17 protein-coding genes are annotated in these 17,431 nt (G+C 57.3%); 5 read left to right on the forward strand and 12 right to left on the reverse strand.

Annotation, left to right across the window (positions count from 1 at the left end):
• Positions 1-3 precede the first annotated feature (3 nt).
• The 4 genes from cysQ to LC059_RS09110 all read left to right on the forward strand — a co-directional run bounded on the left by cysQ (position 4) and on the right by LC059_RS09110 (position 2,397).
• The gene (cysQ, locus tag LC059_RS09095; protein ID WP_226703533.1) at positions 4-840 is read left to right on the forward strand and encodes a 3'(2'),5'-bisphosphate nucleotidase CysQ; all 837 of its coding nucleotides are present in this window, start codon (positions 4-6) and stop codon (positions 838-840) included.
• A gap of 135 nt (positions 841-975) precedes the next feature.
• Positions 976-1,194 carry a hypothetical protein gene (locus LC059_RS09100; RefSeq protein ID WP_226703534.1) on the forward strand — a complete coding sequence of 73 codons (219 nt, stop codon included), beginning with the start codon at positions 976-978 and terminating at the stop codon, positions 1,192-1,194.
• Positions 1,195-1,431: 237 nt separating this feature from the next.
• A complete protein-coding gene (locus LC059_RS09105; RefSeq protein ID WP_226703535.1) occupies positions 1,432-1,707 on the forward strand; it encodes a type II toxin-antitoxin system HicB family antitoxin in 276 nt (91 codons plus the stop codon).
• Between the two features lie 105 nt (positions 1,708-1,812).
• Positions 1,813-2,397, forward strand: a complete 585-nt coding sequence (locus LC059_RS09110; protein WP_226703536.1) for a porin family protein — start codon at positions 1,813-1,815, stop codon at positions 2,395-2,397.
• Positions 2,398-2,462: 65 nt separating this feature from the next.
• Here the strand turns inward: LC059_RS09110 and LC059_RS09115 are convergent, their stop codons facing one another.
• The 9 genes from LC059_RS09115 to LC059_RS09155 all read right to left on the reverse strand — a co-directional run bounded on the left by LC059_RS09115 (position 2,463) and on the right by LC059_RS09155 (position 13,304).
• Positions 2,463-4,589 (reverse strand): TonB-dependent copper receptor, encoded by a 2,127-nt coding sequence (locus LC059_RS09115; protein ID WP_226703537.1) that lies wholly within the window; start codon positions 4,587-4,589, stop codon positions 2,463-2,465.
• 138 nt (positions 4,590-4,727) lie between these two features.
• Positions 4,728-5,270, reverse strand: coding sequence for a hypothetical protein (locus LC059_RS09120; protein ID WP_226703538.1), 543 nt, complete (start codon positions 5,268-5,270; stop codon positions 4,728-4,730).
• Between the two features lie 37 nt (positions 5,271-5,307).
• Positions 5,308-6,636 (reverse strand): DUF58 domain-containing protein, encoded by a 1,329-nt coding sequence (locus LC059_RS09125; protein WP_226703539.1) that lies wholly within the window; start codon positions 6,634-6,636, stop codon positions 5,308-5,310.
• Positions 6,633-7,637 (reverse strand): AAA family ATPase, encoded by a 1,005-nt coding sequence (locus LC059_RS09130; RefSeq protein WP_413231561.1) that lies wholly within the window; start codon positions 7,635-7,637, stop codon positions 6,633-6,635. Before LC059_RS09130 ends, LC059_RS09125 begins: the two co-directional genes overlap by 4 nt.
• 47 nt (positions 7,638-7,684) lie before the next feature.
• Positions 7,685-9,037: a DUF4350 domain-containing protein gene (locus LC059_RS09135; protein WP_226703541.1), complete on the reverse strand. Its 1,353-nt coding sequence runs from the start codon at positions 9,035-9,037 to the stop codon at positions 7,685-7,687.
• A complete protein-coding gene (locus tag LC059_RS09140) occupies positions 9,034-10,653 on the reverse strand; it encodes a DUF4129 domain-containing protein (RefSeq protein WP_226703542.1) in 1,620 nt (539 codons plus the stop codon). The genes LC059_RS09135 and LC059_RS09140 overlap by 4 nt, the downstream gene beginning before the upstream one ends.
• Entirely contained in the window at positions 10,650-11,657 is a 1,008-nt protein-coding gene (locus tag LC059_RS09145) for a stage II sporulation protein M (protein WP_226703543.1), read from the reverse strand. Before LC059_RS09145 ends, LC059_RS09140 begins: the two co-directional genes overlap by 4 nt.
• Positions 11,654-12,439: an RDD family protein gene (locus LC059_RS09150; protein ID WP_226703544.1), complete on the reverse strand. Its 786-nt coding sequence runs from the start codon at positions 12,437-12,439 to the stop codon at positions 11,654-11,656. Before LC059_RS09150 ends, LC059_RS09145 begins: the two co-directional genes overlap by 4 nt.
• A gap of 112 nt (positions 12,440-12,551) precedes the next feature.
• A complete protein-coding gene (locus LC059_RS09155; protein WP_226703545.1) occupies positions 12,552-13,304 on the reverse strand; it encodes a hypothetical protein in 753 nt (250 codons plus the stop codon).
• Between the two features lie 268 nt (positions 13,305-13,572).
• Here LC059_RS09155 and LC059_RS09160 point away from each other — a divergent pair, with 268 nt between their 5' ends.
• Positions 13,573-13,962: a DUF2237 family protein gene (locus tag LC059_RS09160; RefSeq protein ID WP_226703546.1), complete on the forward strand. Its 390-nt coding sequence runs from the start codon at positions 13,573-13,575 to the stop codon at positions 13,960-13,962.
• Between the two features lie 293 nt (positions 13,963-14,255).
• On the opposite strand, the gene LC059_RS09165 is transcribed toward LC059_RS09160, so the two are convergent.
• The 3 genes from LC059_RS09165 to LC059_RS09175 form a co-directional block, all read right to left on the reverse strand.
• Entirely contained in the window at positions 14,256-14,870 is a 615-nt protein-coding gene (locus LC059_RS09165) for a LuxR C-terminal-related transcriptional regulator (RefSeq protein WP_226703547.1), read from the reverse strand.
• Between the two features lie 402 nt (positions 14,871-15,272).
• The gene (locus LC059_RS09170; protein ID WP_226703548.1) at positions 15,273-16,070 is read right to left on the reverse strand and encodes a LuxR C-terminal-related transcriptional regulator; all 798 of its coding nucleotides are present in this window, start codon (positions 16,068-16,070) and stop codon (positions 15,273-15,275) included.
• Between the two features lie 307 nt (positions 16,071-16,377).
• On the reverse strand, positions 16,378-17,430 hold the full coding sequence (locus LC059_RS09175) for an AgmX/PglI C-terminal domain-containing protein (protein ID WP_226703549.1): 1,053 nt from the start codon (positions 17,428-17,430) through the stop codon (positions 16,378-16,380).
• Position 17,431 lies beyond the last annotated feature (1 nt).

Raw genomic sequence — 17,431 nt, forward strand, 5'->3', positions numbered from 1 at the left:
ATCATGGACAACGTAGTAAGCAGGGAGCTGCTGGATCAGGTTATCGCCACTTCGGTAGCGGCGGGAGAGGCGATACTTGAGGTGTATAACGCCAGTGGCGATATTGAAGTCGACACCAAGTCGGACGATTCCCCGGTCACCGCGGCCGATCTCGCGGCCCACAAGATTCTCGCCCCGGCACTGGAAAAGCTGCTGGACGGCGTGCCAGTACTGTCCGAAGAGGGCGAAATGCCCTCCTTTGACGAGCGCGGCAAGTGGCAGCGCTACTGGATCATCGACCCGCTGGACGGTACCAAGGAGTTTATCCGTCGCAACGGTGAATTCACCGTCAACGTGGCGTTGATCGAAAACGGCGAGCCGGTAATGGGGGTGGTACATGTGCCGGTGCTGGATATCACCTATGCTGGGGCCAAATCTCTCGGCGCGTTCAAGCGCGATTCCGCCGGTGAGACCCCGATCTCTGTGCGCGCCATGGCCCCGCGCCTGGACGACAAGCAACCGATTGAAGTGGTAGCCAGCCGCAGCCACGGCGCCGGCGCTGTGGACGCGCTGCTGTCCCGTATCGAGGGCAGCCTGGGCGAGACTGGTCTCAAGAATATGGGTAGTTCCCTGAAACTGTGTCTGGTTGCCGAGGGGGCTGCCGACCTGTACCCGCGTCTTGCGCCCACCTGTGAATGGGATACCGCAGCGGCCCAGGCCGTGGTGGAAGCGGCGGGTGGCGTCGTGGTGGACGACAAGTTTGAGCTGCTGCGCTACAACCAGAAAGAGGCACTGCTGAACCCGTTCTTTTACGTGATCGGGGATCGCTCATTCGACTGGAAGGCCCTGCTGTTGGGTTAATCCGTAGGGTTGGTCCCGGTCTGACCGGGGCAATTCGCCGAATCTGGTCTAGGCTTAACCTTATATCCCGGTCGTCGTGTGGATTTTGACGACGGCCGGCTCCGTCCATCTACAGGGAATGGGGAGGTAATGCCTATGACAATTAATCACAGTGGATCCGCTTATCCGCACGTAAATATCAGCGAAATGGAAACCCGCCACCTGCGTCATCGCCTGGAAATCGAGATTACCTGGCTTTCCCGGCAGATGCAGGACCTTCAGGGAGCCGATGAGTCTCTCGATATTTCCCTTCTCCAGACCTACCGGGAAATGATTTTTTCCCGCCGCGCCCTGCTCGGGCGAATTCCCCGCTGAGAGCGTCTTCCAGGGTATGTCCTCCCTTTTTACGATTAACAAATAGCGCCGAATTTTTCCGGAATGAACACTCGCGTGAATCTTTTTGTTCCGAATTCTGTGGGAATTTTTTCTGAAAAGTTGCAGTCGTTTCCTCAATCGTCGCTTAAATATTTTACTTGCCGAGAATTTTGTTCAAGTTCTGGTAATTGGGTCTACGCTTGGTGGGATAAACGCTAACTTAAAAGAGTAAATCCAATGCGTTACCCGGTCGTGGTCCACAATATCGAATTTGCCGGTTACGGTGCCATAGCGCCGGATCTTCCCCACTGCCATTGTCATGGCGAAACCCTTGAAGCTGCCTTGCAAAAAATGGCTGAAACCATTGTCGAGCGCCTGGATGAACTGGAAGCTGCCGGCGATCCGCCACCGCAGGCGGGCGAGCTCGACCTGCTACGCAAAAACCCGGCCTTTGCCGGTGGCGTATGGGCAATCATCGATATCGAACAAAATGAAATGAGCCCGAAATCCTGAGCGCTAACATTCACCGACAGCGCGTATCGAGCAGGCAGTGGCACTTTAAAAACGGCATAAATGCCGGCTAGTAAAACCAATTTTGAAGAACCAAGGATGGTGACAATGAAAGGTCTGGTATTCCTTCTGGCTCTATTCGCATCCAGCGCGACATTGGCCCAGTGGAACAACCCCATCGATGGCTACTGCAATGGTGAGTATCACATCGTCGGTACCATCGGGCTCGGTGCTGGCGAGCTACAGATCAATGATGATAGGGATTTCGCCGGTTACGCCAGTATTGGCGTGACGCCGGATGTGGGCATATGGCAGGTAGAGTTACGCTACACCGGTTTTGACGACGGCAGCGTTTCGGTGGATCAGTGGGGCATAGGGGCCAAGGTCGACTTTACCATGACCTGCGATGTGCAGTGCCTCTACTGGATGGTGGGCTGGAACTACGGCGACTTCGATATCGACAGCATCGAGAAGCGGGGAATCCTGTACGACATCAATGGCGAAACCGATGACAATTACTGGAACGCCGGTGTCGGTTACCGCTACAAATGGACCCAGGATTTCGACACATCCATTGAATACAATTACAACGATGTAGATGCGCGCGTCTGGGTTAACGATGGCGTGTCAGATTTACGCCTGAATTTCGGGCATTTGCGCACGCTCACGGTTAATTTCAGCTATCGGTTTTAAGCAGAAAAAAGCCGGTGGATCCTTGATCCGCACCGGCTGAAATTTAGTTGAACTAAGTCATCCCCTTAAAAACGGTACACCGCTTTCATCCACAGTGTTCGACCTGGTTCGTTAACCCGCGCTAGTTGTTCAAAGCCGGGAATGGCAGTGCCGGCACGGCTGATATGTTCGGCATAGGTTTCGTCCAGCAGATTGTCGATCCCTGCGGTTACCAGAAGTTCTGGTATGGCACGCCAGCCTCCATTAAGCGACAGGATGTTAGCCGAATCCGTGGGGCCAAAGTCCTGGCCGGCAATATTGCCCTTGCCAATATCTACCCGATCCTGCGCAGCAAGCGCACGCCACAGAATCCCTCCTGACCAGGCCGAGTATTCATAGTGCAATCCAAGGCGAGCTTCCAGCGGCGGTAATTGTGCCAGGGTCGCGCCGTCAGATTCATTGGCTCCACGCACCGAAGACAGAGTCAGTTCCGAGCGCCAGTTTTCGCTGATGTGATACCCCAGGTCGAGCTCCGCACCCCAGCTTCGCGCATCGGTATTGCGCACAATGGTGGTGGTGCGAGTGTCGCTCATGCCATCCATGCTTCCGCTCATATTCGATTTGCCATAGCCCGATTGAATCATCAGGTAGTCGTCGATGATGTTGGCAAAAAGCGATGCACTCGCTGAGAGTTTTTCACCGCGATAGATATAGCCGATATCCAGCTGTGCGGTTTTTTCGAATTCGATATCCAGTGCGCTCACCGAATCGGCGGATTCCTTGGCGATGATTTCCCAGTAATCGGGGAAGCGCTCGGTATAACCCACCCCGGCATAGAAGGTGGTTGAGGATGGGGCACTGTGTTCCAAAGCCTTTTCAATGCGCATGAAGCCGCTGTATAGCTGCTCCTCCCGTTTCTCACCCGCGGTAGGGTTTCCAGCGGACGACATCATCGACAACTGCACTTCATTGCGTAGATCGCGCAGGCTCCAGTCATCGACACGGGCACCTGCAACCCAGCGACCGCCTGGGGTTGGTTCCCAGCTAAGTTCGGTAAACAGGCCGGTTTGGGAAAATTCCGCATCCGCTACCCGCTTTAGATCGCGGTAGTCCCCAATGCTCTGGTTCATGCTACTGCGGTTGCTGTGGCGATTTTGCTGGGTGTCGAGCCCTATGCTCAGTTCCATATCCTGCTGCGGTTCCAATTCCACCAGCAGCTTGCCCCCGCTGGTTTCGCGGTCTGGATTCATCGCCATTTGCATGGCCATCACTCCACTGGGCTCACGCAGGGTGTAGTTATCCATGACGTGGTCCACGTAGTTGTAGTACCCCTGCACTTCCACCGACTGGATGAGATCCGAGATATTGTTGCGGACAAACTTCGCATTGACGTTTTCGCGGGCGAATTTGGAACCATCTACCCCGCGGTCGGCATAGGCCGCTTCGCCATCGCTGCGTGCGCTGCTGAGTTCCAGGCGAGTGTCGTCGTCCGGGCTCCAGGAGAACCCGAGCTGACCATTCCAGCGCTCATACCGGGAGTGAACGGTAACGCCATCTCCATCCTGATAGTCCCCTGCCGAAGCAGAAGTTATGGTGCCGCGTATAGAAAACTCTGGCGACCTGTAAGCGGCATCGACGAGGCCGTCCTGGCGTCCGGCAGTGGCGGCCAGCAGACTTGTGTGCACATCCCACTCTGTTGTTTGCGGGCGCTCCCGATTGCGTTCAAAAAGCACGACGCCGGCAGAGTTCCCTGGACCGTACTTGACCGTCTGTGGACCCTTGATCACTTTGATCACGTCCAGGGTCTCCGGAAAGATATACGCGGTGGGTGGATCCATTCGATTTGAGCAGCCGCCGAGAATGGATTCGCCATCCAGCAACATGGACAGTCGCGATCCGGCCATACCGCGCAACACCGGGTCACCGTCGGTGCCACCTTTGCGGATTACCGAGAAGCCGGGAATCGTTTTCAGGTAGTCCGCACCATCGTTGGCAGGCAGCGGCTGGCGGGGTTTCTTGGGGTCAGTGACCAGGTTCAGTGGTTGCTCGGTCTTTACCGCGGTGACAACCATCTCTTCCAAGCCGGTGGTGTCTGCCTGGGTGCCGTTGGCGCACACGCAGCAGGCGGTAACAACAAAGGCGAGGGCGCAACGTCGGAATACGCGTGCGCCGGCCGCCGGGGATTTACCGGCTTCAATACGGGAATTATTCATTGTTCATTCTCAATCTAACGAAAAGCAGCCCGCCGGTGGTTGCGCCACGGGCTGGGGTACCCGCGGGCACAGCTGAGCGGGCGCGGACGCGCCACAGGGACTGCCATGAGCCTGCGGGGGAATGTATCGGGGTTGTTGTTAAGCGAGATTGGCAACGATGGGGGGCGCGCGCCCGGGGGGAAGCAGGTAACTCCGCGGTTTGATCGCGATGGAATGTGGCGTGAATATGGGCAGCGAGGGACCACGCAGAGGCGCCCACAACACAGGCTCCACGCCAACGGCAAACGCCACGGGTGCCGAGAAATTACAGTGGTTGTCGGAAAAGGCCTGGGCAGTGGCACTGTCGTGCTGATGGTCAGGATTTGCCGATTCGGTACCAGCCGGCTCCGCCATCGAATGATGGGCGTTCTCGTGAGCATGGCCCTGGTGGTGTGCGTGAGCAGGGGCGTAGTGCGGCTGGTGATGGTCGGATGGACTGTCGCCGTTAGCCAGGTTTAACAGCAGTGCGCTGCGGCTGTCGCCGTGACACAGTTCGTAGGGGGAGCCCCCGGCGATGGGCGCGGGCATAAAGCCTGCCGGCACCAGGCCGCGCACGGCGAGAAACATACCCAGCAGCAACACCGCCAGCCACGGGGGCAGGCAGCGGCGAACATCTTTCGTGTGCGCTGAGCTGTTATTCACTGGGGTGGTTCGTCTGGAAAAAGCGATAATCCCGGGGTCAGAGTCTACCACTGCGCTTCAGTTGCCAGTAGGTTTCCACCAGCGACATATGCATTTGCGAGGGCAGGGCGTCTGCCAGAATCGTATTGCGTGCGCGCAGTTGTTGCAGCAGCCGCTCGCGACGCGCCACCAGGTCTCTTCCCGCACCGTTTAATAGTGCATCGTCAAAGTCGCCTACCGGCTTTTCCAGCAATTCATCCAGCGCCCGTTCGCGCAGGCAGGCCACCATCACCAGGTGGTGGCGGGAGAGCTGCTGTACCGCGGCGGTGAGGTCTTCGTTGTCTTCGTCCCGTACATTGGTCAGCAGGATCACCAGCGCGCGTCGCTGCTGGCGGGCCAGCAACTGTTCGGCGGCGGCGGTGTAATCGCTGTGGGCAGTGCCCGAGTGCAGGTCGTAGACGTGATTCAGCAGCAGGTTGATACCGCCCTCGCCTTTTACCGGCGGCAAGCGGCTGTGGCTGCCGGCAAAACACTGCAGGCCCACCGCGTCGCCCTGGCGTATCGCTACGTAGGCGGATAACAGCAGCGCGTTGAGCGCGTGGTCGAAGTGACTCAGATCGCCGTCGCGGGTGCGCATGCGGCGGCCGCAGTCCAGCAGGAAAATGATTTCCTGGTCGCGCTCGTCCTGGTATTCCCGGCTGATCAGTTTCTGCATGCGCGCGCTGGCCCGCCAGTCCACCTGACGCTGGCTGTCGCCCTGGCGGAATTCGCGCAGCTGGCGAAAGTCCAGCCCTTCACCGCGGCGCTGCTGCTGGTGCACACCCAGATAGCGTAGGGACTGTTCCGTAGACAGCGCCTGCAGTGAGGAAATGCCGAGAAAATTGGGATAGACCTTGGCATCTTGGGGTTCGCCAAGCAGTACCCGGCACTGCCACAACTGCCACGGCGAGCTGGCCAGTACCTCGATGCGGCCGAATGCGGCGAGACCCCGGTGTACCGGTGTGGCCGTGTAGTTTGCGTGGATTTCCTGTCCCGGATTTAACTGGACCTGCAGCGGCAGATCGGCGCTGCACAGTTGTGTCGGCAGCTGGTCGGATACCAGTAGCCGCAGTGGGCGCAGACCGTGGTTGCGGAGGCTCAGGCCGATGTCCTGCTCGACGCCCAGTGCGAGGTTGCCGGGCAGACTGCGGCGGCCATCGAGGCCGTCGGTGCGCCGGCCGGTAGCGAAGTCCAGCAATGCCGCAAGCGCCAGCGTGCCCATACCCAGCCACCAGGCACTGCTCAGCAAGCCGGCCGCAGTGGGCAACCAGATACGCGCGGCGCTGACCGCCAGCGCGCAGCCGGTGGCAATCAGCAGTAACCGGATCAGGAGCGGAGAGGGCTTCACAGCCGCGGCGCCTCCACGGACTCGATGATCTGCGCCAGCACGGAGTCGGCGGTTTCACCATCAATCTCCATATCCGGGGATACCGCCACGCGATGGCGCATCACCGGGATGGCCATGGCCTTGATATCGTCCGGCAGCACAAACTCGCGGCCTTCCAGCAGGGCGTGGGCGCGAGCCGCAAGAATCAGGCCGATACTGGCGCGGGGGCCGGCGGCGCGACGCAGCTGGGAGGACTCGCGGGTGGCGCGTACCAGGCGCACGGCGTAGCCGAGTACCTGCTGATCCACCTGGATCTGCGGCACAAGTACCTGCAGCTGTTGCAATTCGTCGGCATCAAACACTGCCTGTACTGAATCACGCAGTTTGTTTTCGATATGTCCGCCGCTGGCCGCCGCCGCCAGCTGCTCTTCTGCTTGCTGGCTGGGGAAATCGATCAACACCTTGAGCAGGAAACGGTCCAGCTCCGCTTCCGGCAGCGGGTAGGTGCCTTCCTGTTCCACCGGGTTCTGGGTGGCCAGTACCATAAACGGTTGCGGGGTAGCGTGGGTTTCCCCATCGATGGTGACCTGGTGTTCCTGCATTACTTCCAGCAGTGCGGCCTGGGTTTTGGCGGGGGCGCGGTTGATCTCGTCCGCCAGTAGCAGGTTGGTAAACACCGGGCCGCGGCGCACCTCAAAGCGGCTCTCGGCCATGTGGTAGATGGCATGGCCGGTGACATCGGCGGGCATCAGGTCGGGGGTGAACTGGATACGGCGGAAGTCGCCGCCGAAGCCGCGGGCGAGGCTGCGTACCAGCAGGGTTTTGCCGAGTCCGGGCACGCCCTCCAGCAACACGTGGCCACCAGCGAGTAGTGCGATCAGTACCTGATCCACTACCGCCTGCTGGCCAATCACCACCTGGTTGATACGTTCACGCAGCGCGTTCACCCGGGCGCTGGCCTGCTGCCAGCGATTGTCGACTGGAGCTTCGCTGTCGATAGCATTTACCGGGTTCTGGTCCAGGCTGGTTTCGCTCGTATTTTGGCTAATAGTTTCGCTGATCGTTTCGCTCATAGGGCGGCCTCGATGATCTGAATGCTGCGCAGTCGCGCGGTAAAGTCGTCCTGGCTGCGGGGCGCCTTGCCCCACAGGGTGTCAAATATCTCTCGCGCCGCCAGCCCGGTTTTCTCCGCCATGACTTCGGCGATCTCCTGTTGGCGGTCTTCGCTCAATTGGCGGTTACCGCTGAGTTTTACCAGCAGCGGTTTGCGGGCCTGGAGGAAAAGACTCTCCCCCTTGTCATGACGCCAGTAAAAGTATCCACAGGCGCGGATATGCTCCAGTAGCGAGCGCCGCTCACTGGCGCTTGCCGGTGCCATAGGGCCGAAGCGGCGGCTGCGGTTGGCGATCCACGCCACGAGGGCAAGCAGTCCGGCAAAAAACAGCTCAAGCGCGTAGCGCTGAATCAGGGTGCCGAGGGTGTCAAAGCGGGGCTGGGTGATCATCACCAGTTCGCGTTCGCCCACAAGGTGTGCGAGAAAATAGGCGTGGTCGAATTCACCGATGCGATGATTTCGCCACAAGCCGCCATCGGTCATCAGGGTCAGGCGGCCGCGGCCCCGCTCGTAATAAACCAGCGGCGCTTCGGTAGAAACTTTCTGGAAGGGCACCCAGTGCAGGGGGCCGCCATCCACATCGGTATCTGAACCCTGGCCCATCATCTCATGGGTAAGTACCCGGTGCGGATCAAAATACAGGGCATAGCTGGTGCCGCTGGCACTGGTGAGGTTGACCAGTCGCTCCGGGTCGACATCCGGGTTGCGCGGGGATTGCTCGTCTGCCGTTGCTTCGTCCTGTGTGGGTTCCCCCTCCTGTGCGTCAGATGTTTGCTTGTCTTTTTTGCTTTCCTTCTCCGCGAGCTTGCGGTTGTGCTCGCGCATCATTTCGCTGGCGGTCTTGTCCTGCAGATCGCTGGCTTCCTCACCGAACACTTCCCGCACCTGACGATTGAAATAAAGGTCCAGGTCTCCGTTAGTGACTTCCAGCCCAAGGGTTTCCAGCAGCAGATCCTGCTCGTTGTCGCCGTCACCGCTATGGGCGATGACAATGGCGTGGCCGCCGGCTTCTACCCAGTCGAGCAACTCCCACAGGCGGTCATGGTTGTACACCTGACTGGAGCTGGCGAGAAACAGGGCATCGCCGTCGTCCAGAGTGGAAACGATAGAGATGTTGTCAGCGCGGCGGTGCGGGATATCCAGCCGATCGAGGAAGCGCTGGGCGGCGAGAAACGGATTGCGACGGGCCTCGGGGCCAAAGCCAAGGTCGACTTCTTCGGTGTGACGCTCGAAGAAAAAAAGAAACAATGCGGTGGCGCCGGCGAGCAGCAGCACAGCCCAAATGATCGCGATACGGCTCAGTTTCACGGCTGCACCTCCTGTGCCTTGCCGTCGCGGCCCAGGCCTTTATCCTGAAATACCCGCTGCCACTGAATGCACAGGGATTCCAGTTGTGCGCCTGCGGGAGGCTGGTGGGCATAGGCCTGGCGCTGCCAGGTTTTTGTCAGCACGCCGAAAAATTGCACCAGGGCGGGTTGCAGGCGTGGATCCTGATCGGCCTCCTCGCGTACCAGCTGTGCGCATTCCGCCTCGGTGTGGTGGTCGCGGAAGGGGCAATCGAAACGAGAGATCAGGTTGGACAGGCTCGCCCGGTACAGCAGCCCCATCGCCTCCCGTTGATGGCCCGCATTCCATAACTGCAACACTTCGGCGGTAACGTCGTCGGGCAGGCTTTCCCTGCGCACATCCAGGCCGAACAGAGTTTCCGGGCGTTCGACCTCTGCTTTTTTAATTTTGGGCCGGTAGCCGAGCAGGCTGCGTAAATGATCACGGAAATGCCACAGCAGGTAGACAACCAGACCGATGGCGGTGATCCACAACAGCACCTCGATAATCCCGGCGAGCAACGGGCCAAACTCGGGGTCTGAGTCCGAGACCTCCTGCTCGTCGCTTCCCAGTCCTTCTAGCCACTCGATAAAAGCAATAAACCAGTCGGGGAAGCGGTATTCGCGGGATTCGAAATCCTTCATGCGCCAGCTGCTGATTTTCTCGCGCTGGTGGAATTCATCTTCTGCCAGCACTTCGTCGATCAGTACCTCTGCCTGTGCCGGGGTCGCGACATCGGCTTGTACTGACTGAGGTCCGGTGATGGCAACGATCAGTGTCAGGCCCAGGGCGCAGGCGAGAGATACTGCTGTCGCGCGGGGTGCCGATGTACGCGCCGGTTTGCGCTCGCGAGTTTGTTGGATTTCCAAGCGCGCGCGCAGCTTGCGGAAATGGATTTCAATATCCCAGGCTTCCAGGTCCACTCGCCGGCCGATATACAGCATGAAACCACCGCACACATAAAACGGCGCTACTGCGGCCATGATCAGCAGGGTAAAACCATTGGCAATCCAGGCGTAGATCGAGTTGCTGTCATTCAGTATCGGCATCCAGTCAATCTCGATCTGTTCCGGCAGCATCAGGTAGAAAAGTGCCGCCAGGCCGAGGCCGAGAATCATCTCCACGTGCACGCCAACGATGTGCAGCCAGCTCGCGGCATTAGCGGCCTTACGGTGCAGCAGGGAGAGGCGAGCCGCACGGGCTTTGCCTCGGGCATTTTCTAACACGGTTACCGGTAGATCAAAGGCGCGGGTAAAACTCAGGCGCCGCCAGGTCAACCAGGGAAACCAGTCGGCGCTGTTGGCGCGACGAAACTGGCCGAGGGCATCGCGGAAACCCATGGGTTCATTGAACAGTTTGCGGCTTGCCACCAGCAACGGCAGGCGATCGAACAGGGGCTTCAGCCACCAGATGACGAAAATGATCCAGTTGGGACTGTCGGGAAATATCAGAGCCAGCAGTGCAAACAGAGCGGCGGCGGGCAGCAGCCAAAGGGTGCTCAACTGAAGCCAGTGCTGACGTGCCAACAGAATTCCCAGGTCAACGGATTCCCAGCTCGAGCGCTGGCGGGCACGCACGGCGAGACGATCGAGGTTCACAGCCGGCCCCCCGTGTGTGTATTCGCGGAAGGCTGGTTGCGACCACCGAGGAAACAGTAGCCGAGGACCAGCAACCAGAAGAAGCCGCCCACCGCGAGTTTCACCGCGATACTGACTTCGGTGCTGGACGACCAGAAGGCCTCAAGAAAGGCCGCAATGACCAGCATCAGAAAGGTGCCGTACATGATTTTCATGGCGTCGCGCCCGGCGACGCGCAGGGACTCCCGGCGACTCAGGTTACCGGGATTAACCAGGGAGTGTCCCAGGCGCAGGCCGGCGGCTCCGGCAAACACAATGGCGGTCAGCTCAAAGGCACCGTGTCCGATCACAAATGGATAGAAAGTGGTGACGAATCCGACCCGGGTGATATGCCCGAAAATTGCGCCGAGAAAAACGCCGTTGAATACGATAAAGAAAATGGAACCGATACCGAACAGTATGCCCGAGGCAAAGGTTCGAAAGGCGATTCCGATATTCTTCTTAATATAAAAACCGAACATTTGCAGATCGGTATCCGAGCCGCGTTCGCGCCCCAATACCCGGTTTGCCGGGTCGTACATGGATTCGATCTGCAGCACCTGTTCCGGTGACATCACGGCGTAGATGAGCGAGTCGTTCCAGTAGCTGCCGAGCCCCATCACCAGTGCCGGGGCCAGGAACAGCGCGCAGGACAGCCAGACAAATCGGGCCTGCTCGTGCAGCGCGCGGGGGAATCCACTGAACAGGTATTCCAGCCAGCGGCTTCTGGATACGGACTTTTCCTGGTAGAGCCGCTGATGGCAGGCCATTACCAGCTGGTTGAGTCGCGCGATCAGGTTGCTCGTGTACTGGCGCTCTTTGGCCACGGCAAGATGCTGGCACAGACGTCGGTAACTTGCCGGCAGGTCCTCGATCAATCCGGCGCTCTCGCTTTCAACGGCTGCATTTTTCCGGTAGCCGGCGAGCGTGTTCTCCAATTGCAGCCACAGGGGTTGGTGGCGCTGCTCAAAATCCCGCTGTTTCACTGGCCACCCACCCGCTTATTCGTTTTTGATCCACTGTCTTTGTGGTCTTCGGCTGAGCGCGCGCCGAGCAGCCAGCGCCCGATGCCGTGCAGCCGATTAAGTCCATCATCCCCTGATTTACCAGTAATCGGTTGCAGCAGGTCTGCCAGTTCCCGTTGCCGAGCGCGGCTCAGCTCTTGGCTGCGCTCACTCAGGCTTACGATGGCCTGCTGGTCTTCCAGTTGCAGTCCGCGCGGTGGTGCTAGCGGCGTGACCTGCGGCAGTGCGGCAGATGCCGAGGCATTTTCCCGGTGTATCACGAGAGTACCCGCGGCGTGATCGCCGAGGCGTTGGAAGTCCCGGCTGCAGGTCATACTGATAATGCCTGCGCAATAACCGAAGGGTAGGAAGTCCGCAAAACGCAGCAGGTTACGCATGATGGACGGGCCCCAGCCGATGGGGGTGAGGTTGTCGTTGACCACGGCAATGGAAAACGCACGCTTGCCAGGGGTCTGACCACCGCGCATTACCTCGAACACAACCGGGTAAAACCACTCGAGCACAAACGATACCAGTAGCCAGATGCCCACTCCGGCGTCGCCCGCGATGGTCATCGCTATCCCGAGTACGATCAAGATCAGCGTGCGGTAAAACAGGTCGACGGAATAGGCCAGCATGCGCGGCACAGGACCCGCGACCTGTGCAGTGAGATCGATCCCTTCGGGGGTTTCAATTTCGTACAGGGTGTCGAGGCCGGTGATATCGGCAGGCGGGTGTGACGAAGACGGGCTGTTGTTTGGCATCGGGCAGAACTACGGCTTGTGCGACATGGGAATTCTGAGATAAACCTGAAGGTGCATCCAGAAAGCTCCGGAGGGGGCGCTGCTTGTCGCAGTGCTTCCTCCGGACTGGAAATCACATTTCCGGATTGGCTTCATGGCCGCCAAACATATTGCGGTACAGGATACCGTAAGCGATGCTCAGAATCGGAATTGCCCAGATAAGGCCGATCAAAAGCGCCAGAAAGCCGGCGACGTACAGCAGCATCATCACGATGGCAAAACCAAATACCGGGAACCAGTGCTTGGTGATCGCTTTGCGAGAGGTTTCCAGAGCCTGCCAGGGGCCCATGTTTTTGTCGACGATCAGGGGCATCATCATCAGGTAACCGATCATCAGATAGATACCGGGCAAGATCAGCAGTACAAAGCCCAGTCCCACCAGCAGGTACATGAGAATCATGCCCAGTGCCAGTGGCAGTATCTTGTCGAAATGGGCGAATACTTCGGTGCCGGAAACTTCTTCTTCACGCGCGATTTTCACGCCGATCATGATCATGCCGGCGACAAGGGGTGCTGTGGCAAAAAGGATAATCAGCTGGGAAAGCAACGCGCCCACGCCCTGATTGGCTTCCGGGTCGGTGAACGACTGGCCGGTAACCATGGTGGCAATTAATGAAATAGCGACATAAGCCACCATGTACAGCAGAACGCCCAGCCACACGGTGCCCTTGTTGCCCTTGGTCTTGGCCCACGCTTCACTCAGGGTATCGCCGATGGCGACCTGGTAATCCCCCGCGAGTGCCCCGGGGATGGAGCCCATATTGGCGCTGCTGCCGTGATCAGCCGCCAGTTCGGCCTGTGGCGCATTGTAGATATCACTGCTCATGGTCGAAATTCCTTGATCGATTTTTTTTGTCATTCTTGGTGCCGGCCATACATCCAAAGCCGGTTTCCCAGTAGAAAACCGGAGCCGGCAACAGGGCCTGCAACGATAACACAGGTCCGAAGGCGATTGGCGCGGTATGCCCCTATTTGTAAGCGCCTGTAATTGGGCCTTCTGGGCGCTACCATTGCGCACATATAATTGCGCAAGACCGCCTGATAGAAATGTTGGGCAGACACTTGATCAACTTACAAAGTGAAGAGGAATGAGCATGGCAATCACACTGGAAATGCACGATTCGAAGAATGTGTTCGGTGAGCCCCTCATCCCCTGCAGTAGCGACCCACTGACCGGGTTCTTCCGCGATGGCTGCTGTAATACCAACGATCAGGATATGGGGTCCCACACGGTCTGTGTTGAAGTGACCCGGGATTTCTTACGATTTTCACGTGATCGTGGCAATGACCTGAGTACTCCAGTAGAGGAATTCGGATTTCCGGGGCTGAACCCGGGAGATCGCTGGTGCCTGTGTGCGGCGCGCTGGCTGGAGGCGGAGCAGGCCAATATGGCACCGCGGGTGTTTTTGCAGCGCACTCACGTACGGGCTTTGGAAATTGTTCCGTTGGAAGTTTTGCGGCAGTACGCGGCCGATTTGAATTGATCGCAGCGCTTGCGTTGAAAATGGCGGCGGGAAAGAAATACTGGAGAGAAATAAAGATGCTCTGAAGTAAGCCCTCCTGGCTTACCCAGAGCCAGCCTTGCGGCTGATAACCAACTCACAGGATGAAGAATGTTGGTGAGCGCGGTTTCCATTCCGGCCAATTTCTCTCTCTGAGAAACTGACCCGCTCGATGGATAGAATGCGCCTGTTACCGAAATTCAACAATAGCTCTTACTGATCAAATTCGATGAAATTAGCGTGAATTTGTGACCGCTTCCCGAAGCTTTATTCACTTATTGCTGAATCAACCCTTCACTCATGCACTTGGAGATCAGCTGACCGGTCGTTTTGCAGTTGGCTTTTTTGAGGATATTTTTCCGGTGGTTTTTTACCGTATTGGGAGAGATATTCATGATCTTTGCGATATCGACACTGGTTCTCCCACTACTCAACAGATTGAGCACTTCCAGTTCTCGCTTGGTCAACACGGAATGTGTTGCCATGGGTTTATCGTCTTCATCGAGCACGTCGATATTCAGAAAGCTTTCCCGCCCGTGAAGATCGAGCAGCGAGAGTTTGTGGTTGTTGCGATTGGTGAGATGAGATACGTCCGTATGGATACAGAGCGTTTTGGTTGCGCGATACCTGTCATCGGTTGCCAGAATGATCGCCTGGCGATTGAACAGGCGATAACTTCCGTCCGCTACGAGCATTCTTCCACTGTAGGAGATTTTGTAGTCCTTTATCCGCCCAATACCAATGCGGTTTTTCAATAATGACAGCGCAGTCTGTTCCGCTCGGCTGGTAAAGAGAAGATCGTCCGGGTGGCTCCGATCAATGATCGACTGAATAGTGGTGAGCTCTGGGTCCAGCCCGAGGATATGTTTGATTGCAGGGCTGACGAGCATGGGCTTTTCCCGCCTGGAGGCGTCAAGCACGTAATAGTATGTGCTGCCCGCACTGAAAGTGCTTGCTATAAACTGGTCCAATTCATAGCGTTGCTGGGAGCTGGCGATATCCCGTTTGCCGAAAAATTCGGGAATACTATGCCATGCCCGATGGTTCGGACTTTTTTGTGGCTCTAGAAAATCCGACCCCATTTCCCCGTTCTCGTCTGATTTTTTTAATTTTTCTTCTTATGCTGTTTGCAATCACAAAGATGTGATTTCCATCGCGAAGCTGCTCTGGGTTTATAGCAAAAAAAGTAATAGCTGACACACGGTTTTTAGACGATCGATCAGTTATGTCTGAATTAAAATCGGGTTTATCCTCGATGATGCTGCAAAGTCACAATAGGCATGTTTGAGGGTTCAAATAAATCCCTCCGTGATACACAGGGCCATAAGTTGATTCATGTTTTGACAGTCAGCCTTTTTCAAAATCCTTTTCCGGTGATTTTTGATGGTGAATTCCGATAGTGAAAGTTCCCGGCCAATTTCTGCACTGGTCATTCCCTTTGCCACCAGCTTGATCACCGAAATCTCACGCGCGGTAAAAAGTGGCTCGCGAGCCCGAATATCGTCTACGTGACCATCGACAGCGAGGTTGAGATAGGAGGGCTCCCCGTTCATCCCGATCAGTGAGAGACGCCGGTTGTTACTAACGGTCAGGTGAGAAATATCGGTGTGCACGTTGAGTGCTTTGCCAATTCCGCCCTGTCCATCGGTCGTCAGTACCACCGACTGGTGGTTGAAGAGGCGGTAGCTGCCGCCTCTGACCCGGAATCGGAAACAGTAGGAAATTTTATAGTCGCTCACCTTGTGCATGCCGATTTTTTCCTGGAATAACCGGATCGCGGTAGCCTCGGCGCGAGCGACAAATTCCATATCGTCGGGGTGAATCTGATCGAGAATACCCTGGAATGTGACGGTCTCCAGATCGAGGTCGTGCATCTGCTCTACCTGAGGGCTTACATAAAGCAGCTCCAGATCAAACAGGTCAAACACGTAGTGGTAGAAGGGGCCATTACTGAATATAGAGCTGACCAGGTCATCCACCCTGAACTGTGCCAGCTCGGTCTTACGCTTGGCGAACAGCGCTCTGCGGCCGTCCCATACATCCGTCAACAGCGCGGTTTTTGGTTTTGTTTCTAGAATCTCTTTAGCCACGTCTGAGAGTCCTTAAGTATCCCGAATCCCGTGCCAGGGAGGCCCGTACAATTTTTCTACAAAATGCGTCACTGTGCGCAAATGTGATTTGCGTCACAAGATTGCTGAGACTTTTGTATCAGCTTTGAGGCTTAAAACCAACACTAATTGGTACGGATGCGCAAATTGCAGGGAATAATTTTGCGCCAAGACAGGAATGAATGTTTCGTGGCGGGTCTGGAGGGAGGATGTACTGGCTGTTGCTCCATTCGCGGCCACACAATACCGGTGGGCCGCGAGCGAAGTCTGGCGAGGTTGCCGGTATTCGTCAGGAGGGCAGGAAGTCAATGGAGTAGTTGAGCGTAGATTTCTGCACGTTGGCCGCGCCGAAATTGATCAGCCTGATCCGCGCCAACAGTTTGCGCTCCAGATCTGGGCTGTCCAGCTCACTACTTACGAGACTGACCGCGGAAATGGTCCCGTTGGCTTCGATCACCAGCTTCACGGTCACCTTGCCGGCAAGCGTGGGATCGCGGCGCAGGGCGCGGTTGTAAATCGCGAAGATGGCCCCCTTGTTGGCTTCCATTACTTGGCGAATGGATTCCTCGCCGCGGGTCCCGCGCTCGCGGCGCGCTTCCCTGGCGCTGGACTTGGCCGCCACTGTGGCCTCAGCGACTTCGACCTGAGTAGTCTCACGCCCAGACAGGGCCGAACCGCCGGTATTGCGACTCAGCTGTCCGGTATTGATGCCGCCGCTGGATGCCTTGGACTTGTCGCTGATCAGGGAACGGTCGATTTTCTGCGCTGTTGCCGCGCCGCTGGCCAGGCTGTTGGCATTGGCCACCTGGGATACGTCGAGGCTGTCGCGCATATCCATGAGGTCGTCCTGAAGCTGCATCAGGCCGCTATTAGCCGCCTTCTCCCGCGCCTTGGCGACCTCCGCAGCCGGAGCCTTCTCGGTCAAAGGCTTCGGTTTTACGGTCTTGATCGGCTCTGGTTTGGGCTTTGGCTTTTCAATTGGCTTGGGTTTTTCTTTTTTTATTTCCTTTGGCTTTTCTTTCTTTTTCTCTACCGGTTTCGGCTTGGGTTTTTCAACCGGTTTGGGTAATTCTTTCTTTTCCAGAATCACCCGTGCAAGCTGCGGCGGCAGTTTCTCGGCCTGCTCGCGGGTAAGCTCCGGCGCAGGAATAAAAGTAAAAAGTGCGCCCACCACTAAAAAAGCTGCCATGCCGCTTTTGAGGAACTTGCTAAACCGCTGGTCTTCTTCTTCGGTAGAGGCCCAGGGCAACACGGAGTTGTAGTAGTGCCACGGCATCATTGCCGGGCGTCCCTGGGATTGGGCGAGTACTGAATTGGCTGAATGGAAGGTCGCTGTGCTCATG

Source organism: Microbulbifer elongatus, assembly GCF_020524885.1.
In the GTDB taxonomy this organism is placed as follows: domain Bacteria; phylum Pseudomonadota; class Gammaproteobacteria; order Pseudomonadales; family Cellvibrionaceae; genus Microbulbifer; species Microbulbifer elongatus_A.

Coding starts and splice junctions, on each gene's coding strand:
- LC059_RS09150 (WP_226703544.1), bottom strand. CDS start 12,439: ATGCCAAACAACAGCCCGTCTTCGTCACACCCGCCTGCCGATATCACC.
- LC059_RS09115 (WP_226703537.1), bottom strand. CDS start 4,589: ATGAATAATTCCCGTATTGAAGCCGGTAAATCCCCGGCGGCCGGCGCA.
- LC059_RS09155 (WP_226703545.1), bottom strand. CDS start 13,304: ATGAGCAGTGATATCTACAATGCGCCACAGGCCGAACTGGCGGCTGAT.
- LC059_RS09160 (WP_226703546.1), top strand. CDS start 13,573: ATGGCAATCACACTGGAAATGCACGATTCGAAGAATGTGTTCGGTGAG.
- LC059_RS09105 (WP_226703535.1), top strand. CDS start 1,432: ATGCGTTACCCGGTCGTGGTCCACAATATCGAATTTGCCGGTTACGGT.
- LC059_RS09175 (WP_226703549.1), bottom strand. CDS start 17,430: ATGAGCACAGCGACCTTCCATTCAGCCAATTCAGTACTCGCCCAATCC.
- cysQ (WP_226703533.1), top strand. CDS start 4: ATGGACAACGTAGTAAGCAGGGAGCTGCTGGATCAGGTTATCGCCACT.
- LC059_RS09100 (WP_226703534.1), top strand. CDS start 976: ATGACAATTAATCACAGTGGATCCGCTTATCCGCACGTAAATATCAGC.
- LC059_RS09110 (WP_226703536.1), top strand. CDS start 1,813: ATGAAAGGTCTGGTATTCCTTCTGGCTCTATTCGCATCCAGCGCGACA.
- LC059_RS09165 (WP_226703547.1), bottom strand. CDS start 14,870: ATGCTCGTCAGCCCTGCAATCAAACATATCCTCGGGCTGGACCCAGAG.